The sequence below is a fragment of the Streptomyces fragilis genome, from assembly GCF_003112515.1.
Classification (GTDB): Bacteria; Actinomycetota; Actinomycetes; order Streptomycetales; family Streptomycetaceae; genus Streptomyces; species Streptomyces fragilis.
Map to the genome: position 1 here is coordinate 880,312 of NZ_BEVZ01000002.1, position 14,626 is coordinate 894,937.

Here is a 14,626-nt window from a genome sequence, read left to right on the forward strand (position 1 = left end):
GTCCCGGGGCCGCCGCGTCACCGGGGCGGGCGCAACGCCCGCCAGGCACCGTCGAGGGACGAGCGCAAGTGGGCGCGTTCGGCCCTGCTCAGCCCCGAGAGCATCAGTTCCTCGATCGCGGCGTGGGCGTCGGTGTACTCGGCGAGGAGGCGGCGGCCCTCCTCCGTGAGGTGGACCAGCAGTTCGCGGCGGCTGGCGGGGTTGGGGGAGCGGGAGATCAGCTCACGCTGTTCCAGCGCGCGCAGCATGTCGGCCATGGCCTGGGGCGTGACGAAGGAGTCGCGGGCCAGCTGGGCCGCGGAGATGCCGCCACGCCTCTCCAGCACGGTGAGCGCCGTGTACTGCAGGGTGGTCACCCCCGAGCCGCGCAGCATCTCGTCGAGCCGCGCGCGGATGACGAGTTCCAGCCGCTTGACCGCGTACAGCAAGGACGGCGCGCGCCGGCCCTCGGCTTCCTCCACTGCTTCCCTCCCGGGTATTGACAGGAATCTTGATGGTATCAACCATGGTTGATCATCAAGGTTCCTGATGGTCTGGAGATGGTGTGACCGCAGAGAACGACCTTCCCGCATCCCTTTCGCCGGCCCGTCACGACGACATCGCGATCCTGACCCTGAACCGCCCCGCCAAGCGCAACGCCCTGGACGACGCCACCGTGCGCGGCCTCGGCCGCTTCTTCGACGCCCCGCCCCCCTGGGCGAAGGCCGTGGTGCTGGCCGCCGAGGGCGAGCACTTCTGCGCGGGCCTCGACCTGACGGAGCTCAGGGAACGGGACGCGGTGCAGGGACTGCACCACTCCCGCATGTGGCACCGGGCCTTCGAGCACATCGAGCGCGGCAGCGTGCCGGTGATCGCGGTGCTCAAGGGCGCCGTGGTGGGAGGCGGCCTGGAGCTGGCCGCCGCCGCCCACCTGAGGATCGCCGAGGACTCCGCGTTCTTCGCCCTGCCGGAGGGTGAGCGCGGCCTGTTCGTCGGCGGCGGCGCCTCCGTCCGGGTCCCGCGGCTCACCGGCGTGGCCCTGATGGCCGACATGATGCTCACCGGGCGTGCGCTGGACGCCGATCAGGGCGCCGCGGCCGGACTCGCCACCTACCGGACCGCCACGGGGGAGGGGCTGGCCAAGGCGCTCGAACTCGCCGCCCGCGTCGCCCGGAACTCGCCCGTCACCAACTACGCGGTGATCCACGCCCTGCCCAGGATCGCCGAGGCCGCGCCCGAGACCGGCCTGCTGCTCGAATCCCTGATGGCCGGTGTCGCCCAGAGCAGCCCCGAGGCCAAGGACCGGATGCACGCCTTCCTGTCCGGCAGGGCGGCCAAGGTCGCCGCCCCCGCTCCCGCTCCGACTCCCCGTCCCGCCTCCGCTCCCGCACCATCTGCCGCTCCCGCTCCCGCTCCCGCTCCCGCTCCCGCCTCCGCTTCCCGTCCTCCCTCCGCTTCCGCTTCCGCTCCTGATTCCGCTTCCGCTTCCGCTCCCGTCCTCACCTCCGTCGACGAGGAGGCATGATGAGCACCCTCCACCCTCCCCGGGAACCCGAACTCCTCCACCCGCCCGTCCCGGAGCGGGCCCGGGCCGCACGCGCCACGGATTTCCTCACCTGGCTGCGGGACCACCACAAGGCCGACCTCGCGTCCTGGGACGAACTGCGGGCCTGGTCCGTCGACTCCCTGGAGGACTTCTGGGAGTCGGTCCGGGAGTACTTCGGCGTCCGCTTCCACACCCCCGCCGAAAAGGTCCTCACCACCCGTGAGATGCCCGGCGCCCGCTGGTTCCCCGGAGCCACCCTCAACTACGCCGAGCACGCCCTCGGCCGGGCCGAGGACGCGGAGACGGTCGCCGTCGTCGCGCACTCCCAGACCAGGGAGCCCGTCGAGCTGACCTTCGCCGAACTCGCCGAACGGGTACGGCGGGTACGCGCCGGGCTGCGGCGCCTCGGCGTCGGCAGGGGCGACCGGGTCGCCGGCTACCTGCCCAACATCCCCGAGACACTGGTCGCCTACCTGGCCACCGCCAGCCTCGGCGCCGTATGGGCGGCGTGCGCCCCGGAGTTCGGGCCGCGCAGCGTGCACGACCGTTTCGGGCAGGTGGAACCCAAGGTCCTGCTCGCCGTCGCCGGGTACACCTACGGCGACAAGGAGGCCGACAAGCGGGCCGAGGTCGCGGAGATCCGCGCCGGGCTGCCCGGCCTGCGCCACGTCGTCCATGTCCCGTACGGGCCGCACACGTTGGACCAGGCCGTGCCCTGGGCCGACCTGCTGGCCGACACCGACGAACCCCTCGCCTTCGAACCCGTCCCGTTCGACCACCCGCTGTGCGTGCTCTTCTCCTCCGGCACCACCGGCCTGCCCAAGGCCATCGTCCACGGCCACGGCGGACTGCTGCTCGAGCACCTGAAGAACCACGCCCTCCACTGGGACCTGGGACCCGGCGACCGGCTGCTGTGGTTCAGCACCACGGCCTGGATGATGTGGAACACCCTCGTGTCGGCGCTGCTGGTCCGCTCCTCGATCGTCATGATCGACGGCAACCCGCTCCACCCCGGTCCGGGGGAGCAGTGGCGGCTCGCCGAGCGCACCGGCGCGACCCTCATGGGCGCGAGCCCCGGATACCTCATGGCGTGCCGCAAGGAAGGGATGCGGCCCGCCGAGGAGTTCGGCCTCTCCCGGCTGCGGCAGATCGGAGTGGCGGGCAGCCCCTTCCCGCCCGAGGGCGCCCGATGGGTGGCCCGCCAGTTCGGCAGCCGGGTCCTGCTCAACGTCGGCAGCGGCGGCACCGACGTCTGCACCGGACTGGTGCAGGCCTCACCGCTCACACCGGTGTACGCCGGCGAGATGTCCGGCCCGAGCCTGGCCGTCGACGTCAAGGCCTTCGACCGGGACGGCGAGGCCGTCGTGGGGGAGCTGGGCGAGCTGGTGATCACCTCGCCGATGCCGTCCATGCCGGTCGGCCTCTGGGGCGACCGCGACGGCAGCCGGCTCAGGGACGCCTACTTCTCCGCCTACCCGGGCGCGTTCCGCTTCGGGGACTGGTGCCGGTTCTCCACCGCCGGCTCCTGCCTGATCACCGGCCGGTCCGACGCCACCCTCAACCGTGGCGGGGTGAGGCTCGGAACCGGTGAGTTCTACCGCGTCCTGCAGGACGCCGACGAGATCACCGACAGCGTCGTCGTCCACCTCGAGGACCCCGCCGGAGGCATGGGCGAACTGCTCCTCTTCGTGGTGCCGAGCCCCGGCACCACCTTCGACGACGGCCTGCGGAGGCGACTGTCCTCACGGATACGGTCCGCCCTGTCACCACGCCACGTGCCGGACCGGATCGTCGCGGTGCCCTCCGTGCCGTACTCACGCACCGGCAAGAAACTGGAGGTGCCGGTCAAACGGATCCTGCTGGGCGCCGACCCGGCCGTCGTCGCCTCCCCGGGAGCGCTCGTCGACCCGTCGGCCCTCGACGCGTTCGCCCGATACGGCCGCCGCCGCGCCGAGGAGGCCCGATGAGCGCCGGGCACGTAGCGGTGGTGGGCGCCGGCGTCATCGGTGCGGGATGGGCCGCGCTGTTCCTGGCCCACGGCCTGGACGTCGTCGCCCACGACCCCGCCGACGGCGCCGAGGAACGGCTGAGGGACTCCGTGCGCCGGGCATGGCCGGTCCTGGCCCGGCTCGGTCTGGCCGAAGGGGCCGGCCCGGACCGCCTGCGCTTCGCCGGCAGCGCGGCGGAGGCCGCCGACGGGGCCCGCTTCGTGCAGGAGAGCGGTCCGGAGCAGGAGGAGGTCAAGCGGCGGCTGCTCGCCGAGCTCGACGAGGCGGCCGCGCCGTCGGCCCCGCTGGCGAGCAGTTCCTCCGGGCTGACGCCCACCGCGCTGCAGTCGATGTGCGCGCACCGCCCGGAACGGGTGCTGGTCGGCCACCCCTTCCACCCCTCCCACCTCATCCCCCTGGTGGAGGTGGTACCCGGCACGCGCAGCGAGCGGTCCGTCGTCGAGGAGACGCTCCGCTGCTACACCGCGCTCGGCAAACGGCCGGTCCTGGTACGGCGCGAGGTGCCCGGCCACGTCACCAACCGTCTGCAGGCCGCCCTGTGGCGCGAGGCCTACTCGCTGGTGGAGCGGGGGGTGGCCACCGTCGCCGACATCGACACGGCCGTCTCCGAGGGCCCCGGCCTGCGATGGGCGCTGCTCGGCCCCCTGGTCAACCAGCACCTGTCCGGAGGACCGGGCGGGTTGGCCCACACCCTGGAACACCTCGGACCGCCCGCCCAGCGCTGGATGGACGACCTCGGCACGCCCCAGCTCACCCCGGCCCTGACCGAGGCGCTGGTCCGCGGCGTCGACGAGGAACTGACCGGAGTGGACCAGGCGCGGATGGTGGCCGAGAGGGACGAACTGCTCGTCCAGCTCATCGAGGAGAAGCGCCGCCGCCGGTCCCTGCCTGACACCTCGAGGACCGACTCGACGAGGAGTGCCCCATGACCCGTTACCGCCCCCGCGTCGACCCCGACGCGATCGTCGCGCTCGACACCCACGTGCACATCGAGTGCGACGCCCACGGCCGCCTCTCCCTGGACCAGGAACTGATGGACGCCTCGGCCGCCTACTTCCGCGCCGGCCATCCGCGAACGCCCACCCTCGAGGAGATCGCCGAGCACTACCGCGCCCGGAACATGGCCGCGGTCGTCTTCACCGTCGACGCCACCACCGGCCTCGGCCACCCCCCGCTCTCCAGCGAGGAGATCGCCGAACGCGCCGCCGAACACGCCGACGTCCTCCTGCCGTTCGGTTCCGTCGACCCGCTGCGCGGCGCCCGGGCCGTGCGGCAGGCCCGGCGCCTGGCCGAGGAGTACGGCGTCCTCGGCTTCAAGTTCCACCCCAGCCTGCAGCACTTCGCGCCCGACGACCCCGCCCACCGCCCGCTGTGGGACACGCTCCAGGAGCTCGGCACGGTCGCCCTCTTCCACACCGGACAGACCGGCATCGGCGCCGGGCTCCCCGGCGGGCGCGGGATCAAGCTGCGCTACTCCGACCCGATGCTCCTCGACGACGTGGCCGCGGACTTCCCCCACCTGACCATGATCCTCGCCCACCCGTCGGTGCCCTGGGTGGACTCCTCGATCTCGATCGCCACCCACAAGGCCAACGTGTACCTCGACCTCTCGGGCTGGTCCCCCAGGTACTTCCCGCCGCAGCTCGTCCGGCAGGCCGGCGGCCTGCTGCGCCACAAGGTCCTCTTCGGGTCCGACTTCCCGGTCCTCACCCCCGACCGGTGGCTGGCGGACTTCGAGGAGCTGGACATCAAGGACGAGGTGCGCCCGCTGATCCTCAAGGAGAACGCCCTGACCCTGCTGGGCCTACGCCGGACGCCGCCTCACCAGCGGTGTTAGCGGTAACACGAGGGAGGACCGCCCCGGTCGACGGCTCTGCCCGCGCACCGCCTCTCTGCGCGAGGAAGAACGGGTAGCCGCAGTTCAGCGGCCCATCGGACGGACACCTTCGGCGCGGGCGCCGATTTTGACGTCACGCACCTGGCTGACAGCTCGTGTTAGCGGTAACAATGAAGGCGCACAGTTCGACCCACCCACCCGGCTCGTCGGCAGCAGGCACCCCCACTGCGGACGGGGACTGCGGCATGCCGCGGAGCCGCTCGACACCTCGGAGCGGCCGCCCCCGCCGGGTACGGACCGCTTCCGGGACGCCTCGCCGACGCCACGCGCCGACGGAGCCGCTCGATGTCGAAGGGACGACGATGACCGCACGATTACCCAGGCGACTGTCCTGCCTCCTCACCACCGCGGCCGCGGTGCTGGCTCTCCTGGTGGCCACGCCCCAGGCGCCCGAGGCGCAGGCCGCACCCGAGGCGCAGGCGGCGCCCGGCAGCCCGGCGCTCACCCCGCCGATGGGCTGGAACAGCTGGAACAGCTTCGGCTGTCAGGTCACCGAGACACAGGTCCGCCAGGCCGCCGAGGCCATGGTCTCCTCCGGGATGCGGGACGCGGGCTACCGCTACGTGGTCGTCGACGACTGCTGGTTCGACCCGCAGCGTGACGCCCAGGGCAACCTGCGCGCGCACCCGACCAAGTTCCCCAGCGGCATGAAGGCGCTCGGGGACCACATCCACTCCCTCGGCCTGAAGTTCGGCATCTACCAGGTGCCGAACGAGAAGACCTGCGCCCAGGGCGGCGGCGCCTTCCCCGGCGCCACCGGAAGCCTCGGCCACGAGGCGCAGGACGCCCGCACCTTCGCCTCGTGGGGCGTGGACTACCTCAAGTACGACTGGTGCTCCGGCAACGGCACCCGCGACCAGCAGGTCGCCCGGTTCGCGATCATGCGCGACGCGCTGCGCGCCACGGGGCGCCCGATCGTCTACAGCATCAACCCCAACAGCTACCACGCCATCACCGGCGACAAGTACAACTGGGGCGAGGTCGCCGACATGTGGCGCACCACCGAGGACCTGCTGGACATCTGGCAGAACGGCAACGTCAACAGCTACCCGATGGGCGTGGGCAACGTCCTGGACGTCACCGCCCCCCTGGCCGCCCAGTCGGGCCCCGGACACTGGAACGACCCGGACATGCTGGTGGTCGGACGGCCCGGACTCACCCTGACCGAGTCGCGCTCGCACTTCGCGCTGTGGGCGCTCATGGGCTCGCCGCTGATGGCCGGCAACGACGTGCGGTCGATGTCCGCCGACATCAGCGCCGTCCTGCGCAACCCCCGGCTGATCGCCGTCGACCAGGACGCCCTGGGCGCCGGCGGGCGGAGGGTGCGCGACGACGGCAACACCGAGGTCTTCGCGAAGGAGCTGGCCGACGGCTCGGTGGCCGTGGGACTGCTCAACCGCGGCGGCGGCACCGCGACCGTGAGCACCACGGCGGCCCAGATCGGCCTGTCCGGCACCTCGTTCACCCTGACCGACCTGTGGACCGGCGCCAACTCGAGCAGCGGCGGCCAGATCTCGGCCTCCGTGCCCTCCCACGGCATCGCCGTGTTCCGCGTGTCCGGCGGCACCCCGCTGTCCCACCAGACCGCGCGGCTGCGCGGTGCCGGCTCGGGCCGCTGCGTGGACGTGGACAACGCCTCCACCGCCACGGGCGCGACCGTCCTCGTCTGGGACTGCCACACCGCCGCCAACCAGCTGTGGACGACGTGGGCGGGCGGCGAGATCCGCGTGTTCGGCGACAAGTGCCTCGACGCCTACGAGCGGGGAACCACCAACGGCACCCGGGTGATCACCTGGCCGTGCAACGGCCAGGACAACCAGAAGTGGACCCTGGCCTCCGACGGATCGATCCGCAACACCCTCTCCGGCCTCTGCCTGGACGTCGAGGGGGCCGCCACGGCCAACGGGAGCCGGCTCGTCCTGTGGAGCTGCAACGGGCAGAGCAATCAGAGGTGGAGCCGCACCTGACGAGGTGACCGCCGCAGGGCGCCTCGCTCCGACCGGTCCTCCCCCCGGCGGAGCGAGGCCCCGCGCGGCCGGTCCGCACCCGCCGCGGGTCCGTGCACCCGCTCGCACACCGCACCCGCCCCCCACACGGAAAGAGGACGACCGGTGCCGCACCAGTCATCGCTCCGCCCCAGGCCCGTCTCCCGCCGCGGCCTCGCATGGGTGATCAGTCTCCTGTGCTTCCTGACGCTCTTCCAGCCGTCCGTCGCCCACGCGGACAACCCCCTCGTGCAGACCGTCTACACGGCCGATCCGGCTCCCCTCGTCCACAACGGCCGGGTGTACCTGTACACGGGCCACGACGAGGACGGCTCCACCTGGTTCACCATGAAGGAGTGGCGGGTCTACTCGTCCTCCGACATGACCAACTGGACCGACCACGGCTCCCCGATGAGCCTCGCCACGTTCAGCTGGGCCAGCGCCGACGCCTGGGCGGGCCAGGTCGTCGCGCGCAACGGGAAGTTCTACTGGTACGCCCCGATGAAGAACCGTTCCACCGGCCGCATGGCCATCGGCGTGGCGGTCGCCGACTCGCCCACCGGCCCCTTCCGGGACGCCCTGGGACGCCCGCTGGTGGAGAACGGCGAGATCGATCCCACCGTGTTCGTCGACGACGACGGCCAGGCCTACCTGTACTGGGGGAACCCGAACCTCTGGTACGTGCGGCTGAACGCCGACATGACCTCCTACGCGGGAGCGCCGACCCGGATCCCCCTCACCACCCAGGGCTTCGGGACCCGCACCGGCAACACGGAGCGTCCCACCCTGTACGAGGAGGGGCCGTGGGTCTACAAGCGCAACGGCCTCTACCACCTGGTGTTCGCGGCGGCCTGCTGCTCCGAGTTCATCGGCTACTCGACCGCTCCCGGCCCCACCGGGCCCTGGACCTACCGGGGCACGATCATGCCCACGCAGGGTTCCAGCTTCACCAACCATCCGGGCATCGTCGACTTCGCCGGGAACTCGTACTTCTTCTACCACAACGGCGCGCTGCCGGGCGGGGGCGGCTTCACCCGGTCGGTGGCCGTGGAGAAGTTCGCGTACAGGGCCGACGGCACCATCCCGACGATCAACATGACCTCGGCCGGGGCTCCGCAGGTGGGCACGCTGAACCCCTACGTGCGGCAGGAGGCGGAGACCATCGCCTGGGCCACCGGCGTCGAGACGGAGACGTCCACCGAGGGCGGCATGAACGTCGGCTACATCGAGAACGGTGACTGGATCAAGGTCAAGGGCGCGGCGTTCGGCGCCGGCGCCCGCTCCTTCCAGGCCAGGGTCGCCTCGGCCGCCTCGGGCGGCAGGATCGAGGTCCGCCTGGACAGCGCCACCGGTCCCCTCGCCGGCACCTGCACCGTCCCGGGCACCGGGGGCTGGCAGAGCTGGACGACCGTCTCCTGCCCGGTGACCGGCGCCGGAGGCACCCGTGACGTGTACTTCCGCTACACGGGCGGCAGCGGCTACCTCTTCAACGTCAACTGGTGGCAGTTCACCGCCTGACGGCGCCCGGCCCCGCCCCCACTCCCGCTGTCACCGCGCACGCTCCCGGCCGGACCGTCCGTCCGGCCGGGACCCACCGCGCGCCCCCGCACCCGCTTCTCCAGCCCTCCGACGCGAAGGAGCACCCCCATGTCCTGGCTCCACCACCCCCTCAGCCGCAGAACCGTGTTCACGGCGGCCACCGGCGCCGCCCTCGCCGCGGCGACGTCACGCGCCCACGCGGCCTCCGCCTCCGGCGCCCTCACCCCCGCGGCGGGCGCCCTGGCCGCGGCCTCCTACACCAACCCCGTCGTCTGGCAGGACTTCGCGGACGTCGACATCATCCGGGTCGGCGACACCTACTACATGTCGGCGTCCACCATGCACTACTCGCCCGGGGCTCCCGTCCTGCGCTCGTGGAACCTGGTCGACTGGGAGTTCGCCGGCCACTCCGTGCCGGTGCTGGACTTCGGCGCCAAGTACGACCTGTCCGGAGGGCGCGGGTACGTGCGCGGCATCTGGGCGTCCTCGCTCAACCACCGCCGCAGCGACGACACGTTCTACTGGATCGGCCAGATCGACTTCGCCAAGACCTACGTGTACACCGCCAGGACGGTCGAGGGCCCCTGGACGCGGCGCGCGGAACTGCCGCAGGTCTACTACGACGCGGGGCTGCTCGTCGACGACGACGACACGATGTACGTGGCCTACGGCAACACCCGCATCAGCGTCGCCCAGCTCTCCGGTGACGCCCGGTCCCAGGTCCGGGCGCAGGAGGTGTTCGTCACCCCCTCCTCCGTCGGGACGCTGGAGGGCTCCCGCTTCTACAAGATCAACGGCCGCTACTACATCTTTGTCACCCGGCCGGCGAACGGGCAGTACGTCCTGAAGTCGGACTCCGGCCCGTTCGGCCCCTACACCATGCGGCAGTTGCTGCTGGACCTGCCGGGGCCGATACCCGGCGGGGGCGTCCCGCACCAGGGAGGGCTGGTGAGCACCCCGCAGGGCCAGTGGTACTACATGGCGTTCGTGGACGCCTATCCCGGCGGCCGCGTGCCGGCCCTCGCACCCGTCACCTGGACCTCCGACGGCTGGCCCGTCCTGCAGCTCGTCAACGGCGCGTGGGGGTCCTCGTACCCCGCCCCCGAGCTGCCGCCCCCGCCCCGCGCGACCAGGCCGCTCACCGGCGTCGACACCTTCCCGGGGCCCGCGCTCGGCCCCCAGTGGGAGTGGAACCACAACCCGGACACCAGCCGGTTCACCGTCGGCGGCGGGCTCACGCTGCGGACCGCCACCACCACCTTCGACCTCTACTCCGCCCGCAACACGCTCACCCACCGCATCCAGGGCCCCACCTCCACCGCGACCGTGGTCCTCGACCACTCCGGCATGCGGGACGGCGACCGCAGCGGACTCGCCCTCCTGCGCGACTCCTCGGCCTGGATCGGCCTCAAGCGCGACAACGGCACGACCCGCGTGGTGATGGTGAACGGCATCACCATGAACAGCGACTGGACCACCAGCAGCACGGGAGCCGAGGCCGCCGGAGCGTCCGTCACGGGCAGCAGGATCTGGCTGCGCGCCACCGCCGACATCCGCCCCGGCAGCGGACGCCAGGGAACCTTCTCCTACAGCACCGACGGCGTCAGGTTCTCACCGCTGGGGCCGGCCCTGACGCTCAAGAACGCGTGGCAGTTCTTCATGGGCTACCGCTTCGCGATCTTCAACTACGCCACCGTCGCGCTCGGCGGCTCGGTGCGCGTCGAGCGCTTCGAACTGACCGCCGGAACCGGCTCCGCCCCCGGCTCCACCGCCACCGTCAGCCTCCGCGCCCGCGCGAACGACCGCTACGTCAGCGCCGACAACGCCGGGGCCTCCCCGCTGATCGCCGCCCGCACCGGCGTCGGCACCTGGGAGACGTTCGACCTCGTCGACCTCGGCAACGGCGACGTCGCGCTGCGGTCCCACGCGAACGACCGCTTCGTCTGCGCCGACAACGCCGGGGCCTCCCCGCTGATCGCCAACCGCACCACCGCGGGCAACTGGGAGACGTTCCGCCGGGTGAACAACTCCGACGGCACCGTCAGCCTGCGCGCACGGGCCAACGACCGCTACGTCAGCGCCGAGGACGGCGGCGCCTCACCGCTGATCGCCAACCGCACCTCGATCGGTCCCTGGGAGTCGTTCACCCTCGCCCCGGCCTGACGCGCCGGCGCCGCCCGAAAGGCGCACCACCCGATCGGGACGGCGCCCGGCGTCCCCTCGGTTACCGGGGCGGCGGTGACGGATGAGAAGGTCGGAGCGTGAGTGAGACGAAGACCCCGGCCCTGCAGTTCCGCTTCGACGGGCCAGAACACGCTCCCGTGCTGATCGTCGGGCCCTCCCTCGGCACCACCTGGCACATGTGGGACCGGCAGGTACCCGAACTCGCCCGGCAGTGGCGCGTGCTGCGCTGGGACCTGCCCGGCCACGGCGGGGCGCCCGCCTACCCCGCCGGGTCGGTCGCCGAGCTGGCGGCCCGGCTGCTGGCCACCCTCGACGGGCTGGGTGTCCACCGCTTCGGCTACGCGGGCTGCGCGCTGGGCGGCGCGGTCGGTCTGGAGCTGGCGCTGCGGCACCCCGGACGGGTCGCCTCGCTGGCACTGATCGCCGCCTCGCCCCGCTTCGGCACCCCGGACGAGTTCCGCCAGCGCGGCGTGGTGGTGCGCAGCAACGGACTGGAGCTGATCGCCCGGTCGTCCCCGGAACGCTGGTTCACCGGCGGGTTCGCCGCCGCCCAGCCCGCCATCACCGAGTGGGCCGTACAGATGGTCCGCACCACGGACCCCGGGTGCTACATCGCCGCCTGCGAGGCGCTCGCCGGGTTCGACGTGCGCGCGGAACTGGGCCGCATCGGCGTGCCGACGCTGGTGCTGGCCGGGTCCGACGACCAGGTCACCGGCCCCGCCGAGGCGCGCACCCTGGTCGCCGGCATCCCCGACGCCCGTCTCGCGGTGGTGCCCGGCGCCTCCCACCTGGTGCCGGTGGAACAGCCCGCCGCCGTCACCGACCTGCTGGTGCGGCACTTCTCTTCCGCCTGGCAGGCCGGCCCCGAGGGCTCCGCCGGACCGTCGGTCTCCTCCGTGAGCCAGAACGTGTCCCGCCCCCGGGCCATGCCGATCGCGGAACTGGCCCCCGCCCCCGACCGGTCCGCGGCGGGCCACCACGCCGACCTGTACGACACCGGACTCAAGGTCCGCCGGGAGGTCCTCGGCGACGCCTACGTGGACCGCGCGCTGGACGAGGCGGACGAGTTCTCCGACGACTTCCAGCAGCTGGTCACCCGCCACGCCTGGGGCGACGTGTGGAGCCGGCCGGGCCTGGACCGCCGCTCCCGCAGCTGTGTCGCCCTCGGCGCGCTGGTCGCCGGCGGCCACTGGGAGGAGTTCGCCGCCCACACCCGCGGCGCGCTGCGGGGCGGACTCACCCCCGACGAGATCCGCGAGGTGCTGCTGCAGACCGCCGTGCACTGCGGACTGCCCGCCGCCAACCGCGCGTTCGCCATCGCACGGCAGGTGGTGCGGGAGGAGACCATGCCCCAGGAGTGAACGCCGCGCGGCACCGCGGCGAGGCAGGATGGGGGCATGAAGTTCATCAAGAAGTCCCACTCCTGCGTCCGTCTGGAGAAGGACGGCGGCGTGCTCGTCATCGACCCCGGCATGTTCACCGAGGAGGACGCCCTCGCGGGGGCGGACGCCGTCCTGGTCACCCACGAGCACCCCGACCACTTCGACGAGGCCCGGCTGCGCGCGGCACTGGAGGCGAGCCCGGGGACCGAGATCTGGACCCTGGCCGCCGTCGCCGACTCGATCTCCGCCGCCTTCCCCGGCCGCGTGCACGCGGTCGGCAACGGCGACGCCTTCACCGTCGCCGGGTTCGACGTCCAGGTGCACGGCGAGCTGCACGCGGTGATCCACCCGGACATCCCGCGGGTCACCAACGTCGGCTACCTGGTCGACGGCCGCGTCTTCCACCCCGGCGACGCGCTCACCGTGCCGCAGTACGCCACGGTGGAGACGCTGCTGCTGCCGGTGCAGGCGCCCTGGAGCAAGCTCTCCGAGGTGATCGACTACGTCCGCGAGGTCAAGCCGCAGCGGGCCTACGACGTGCACGACGCCCTGCTCACCGACCTGGCCCGGCCGATCTACGACCGGCAGATCGGCGCCCTCGGCGGCGCGGAGCACCTGCGGCTCGCCTCGGGGGACTCGGCCGAGCTGTGACCTCCGCCGCGTGGGACGGCACGCCCCGGCCGTCCCACGCGGGACTGTCGGACCCAGCCGGTAGCGTGGTCCCATGCGTATCGCCACCTGGAACGTGAACTCGATCACCGCCCGTCTCCCCAGGCTGCTGGCCTGGCTCGAGGCCAGCGGCACGGACGTGCTGTGCCTGCAGGAGGCCAAGGTCGCCGAGGCGCAGTTCCCCTTCGAGCAGCTGCGCGAGGCGGGCTACGAGGCCGCGGTCAACGCCACGGGCCGGTGGAACGGCGTGGCGATCCTCTCCAAGGCGGGCCTGGAGGACGTCGTCAAGGGCCTGCCGGGCGACCCGGGCTACGAGGGCGTCGAGGAGCCGCGCGCGATCTCGGCGACCTGTGGCCCGGTGCGGGTCTGGTCGGTGTACGTGCCCAACGGCCGTGAGGTCGGCCACCCGCACTACGCCTACAAGCTGCAGTGGTTCGAGGCGCTGCGGGCCGCGGTGGCCGGCGACGCGCAGGGGAGCCGCCCGTTCGCCGTGATGGGCGACTACAACGTCGCCCCGGCCGACGAGGACGTCTACGACGTGGCGGCCTTCGAGGGCCTCACCCACGTCACCCCGGCCGAGCGGGCGGCGCTCGCCGCGCTGCGGGAGACCGGCCTGCGGGACGTGGTGCCGCGGCCGCTCAAGTACGACCGCCCGTACACCTACTGGGACTACCGCCAGCTGGCCTTCCCCAAGAACCGCGGCATACGGATCGACCTGGTCTTCGGCAACGAGGCGTTCGCCGAGGCGGCCAAGGACGCGTACGTCGACCGTGAGGAGCGCAAGGGCAAGGGCGCGTCCGACCACGCGCCGGTCGTGGTCGACCTCGAGGTCTGACCGGCCGGATCCGGCCCGCGCGCCCCATGGCCAGGGGCCGGGGCCGGTGCCAGTCTGGACGGCATGAACATCCCCTTCCTGGACCACTGGCGCAAGAGGCACGGTCCGTCCCGGGGAACGGCACTGCTCGTGGGCGGTTCCGGCCCGGGGGCCGGCGCGGGCGCGGGCGACCTCGCGGCGGCCGGGGCGATCGCCGAGCTGCTCGCCGAGTGCGAGCTGCTGCGCGCGCACGCCGCGGGGGAGGGCGTCGAGCTGGACGACTCGCCCGCCTCCCTGGAGGCGCTCGACCAGCTCGCGCCGCGGTGGCGCGACGACGAGGAGACGGTCCTGCGGCTGGGCAACGACGCGGGGCTGTACCTCGGCAGCGTCGTGGTGCGCACGGTGCCGGGGGCGGTGTGGGAGATCTGGCCGAACGGGCGGCCGGTGGTCCGGCTCGCCTCCGGGCGTGAACTGGACGTCGTCGAGACGGGGAGGGGCTGGGCGACGGACGGTTCCCCCGAGCTGTCCCACGTCTACGCCGAGGCCTCCGAATCCTGACAGCACCCGCCCCGCGCACCCGTCGCCCGCGCCGCGGTTCCTGATGCCCTCGCTCGACCGGAGG

General features: G+C 72.7%; 11 protein-coding genes and 1 pseudogene. 11 read left to right on the forward strand and 1 reads right to left on the reverse strand.

What is annotated here, in order from left to right:
- Positions 1-17: 17 nt before the first annotated feature.
- On the reverse strand, positions 18-374 hold the full coding sequence (locus tag Sfr03f_RS31050) for a MarR family transcriptional regulator (protein WP_245967500.1): 357 nt from the start codon (positions 372-374) through the stop codon (positions 18-20).
- 170 nt (positions 375-544) lie between these two features.
- On the opposite strand from Sfr03f_RS31050, the gene Sfr03f_RS05855 reads away from it, so the two are divergent.
- The 11 genes and pseudogenes from Sfr03f_RS05855 to Sfr03f_RS05910 all read left to right on the forward strand — a co-directional run bounded on the left by Sfr03f_RS05855 (position 545) and on the right by Sfr03f_RS05910 (position 14,562).
- The gene (locus Sfr03f_RS05855) at positions 545-1,504 is read left to right on the forward strand and encodes a crotonase/enoyl-CoA hydratase family protein (protein WP_108952604.1); all 960 of its coding nucleotides are present in this window, start codon (positions 545-547) and stop codon (positions 1,502-1,504) included.
- Positions 1,504-3,492 carry an acetoacetate--CoA ligase gene (locus tag Sfr03f_RS05860; protein WP_108952605.1) on the forward strand — a complete coding sequence of 663 codons (1,989 nt, stop codon included), beginning with the start codon at positions 1,504-1,506 and terminating at the stop codon, positions 3,490-3,492. The genes Sfr03f_RS05855 and Sfr03f_RS05860 overlap by 1 nt, the downstream gene beginning before the upstream one ends.
- Complete coding sequence (locus Sfr03f_RS05865) at positions 3,489-4,463, forward strand: 3-hydroxyacyl-CoA dehydrogenase NAD-binding domain-containing protein (RefSeq protein WP_108952606.1); 975 nt, start codon at positions 3,489-3,491, stop codon at positions 4,461-4,463. Before Sfr03f_RS05860 ends, Sfr03f_RS05865 begins: the two co-directional genes overlap by 4 nt.
- Positions 4,460-5,371 (forward strand): amidohydrolase family protein, encoded by a 912-nt coding sequence (locus Sfr03f_RS05870; protein ID WP_108952607.1) that lies wholly within the window; start codon positions 4,460-4,462, stop codon positions 5,369-5,371. Before Sfr03f_RS05865 ends, Sfr03f_RS05870 begins: the two co-directional genes overlap by 4 nt.
- 362 nt (positions 5,372-5,733) lie before the next feature.
- Entirely contained in the window at positions 5,734-7,398 is a 1,665-nt protein-coding gene (locus Sfr03f_RS05875; RefSeq protein WP_108952608.1) for a glycoside hydrolase family 27 protein, read from the forward strand.
- Positions 7,399-7,599: 201 nt separating this feature from the next.
- Positions 7,600-8,934 (forward strand): glycoside hydrolase family 43 protein, encoded by a 1,335-nt coding sequence (locus Sfr03f_RS05885; protein ID WP_245967417.1) that lies wholly within the window; start codon positions 7,600-7,602, stop codon positions 8,932-8,934.
- A gap of 129 nt (positions 8,935-9,063) precedes the next feature.
- Positions 9,064-10,695, forward strand: a pseudogene (locus Sfr03f_RS05890) (glycoside hydrolase family 43 protein); the annotation flags it as partial.
- Positions 10,696-11,216: 521 nt separating this feature from the next.
- Positions 11,217-12,500: a bifunctional 3-oxoadipate enol-lactonase/4-carboxymuconolactone decarboxylase PcaDC gene (pcaDC, locus tag Sfr03f_RS05895; RefSeq protein ID WP_108952612.1), complete on the forward strand. Its 1,284-nt coding sequence runs from the start codon at positions 11,217-11,219 to the stop codon at positions 12,498-12,500.
- Between the two features lie 36 nt (positions 12,501-12,536).
- The gene (locus Sfr03f_RS05900; RefSeq protein ID WP_108952613.1) at positions 12,537-13,172 is read left to right on the forward strand and encodes an MBL fold metallo-hydrolase; all 636 of its coding nucleotides are present in this window, start codon (positions 12,537-12,539) and stop codon (positions 13,170-13,172) included.
- Between the two features lie 73 nt (positions 13,173-13,245).
- Positions 13,246-14,025 carry an exodeoxyribonuclease III gene (locus Sfr03f_RS05905; RefSeq protein WP_108952614.1) on the forward strand — a complete coding sequence of 260 codons (780 nt, stop codon included), beginning with the start codon at positions 13,246-13,248 and terminating at the stop codon, positions 14,023-14,025.
- Positions 14,026-14,088: 63 nt separating this feature from the next.
- Positions 14,089-14,562, forward strand: a complete 474-nt coding sequence (locus tag Sfr03f_RS05910; protein WP_108952615.1) for a DUF6278 family protein — start codon at positions 14,089-14,091, stop codon at positions 14,560-14,562.
- Positions 14,563-14,626: the final 64 nt, after the last annotated feature.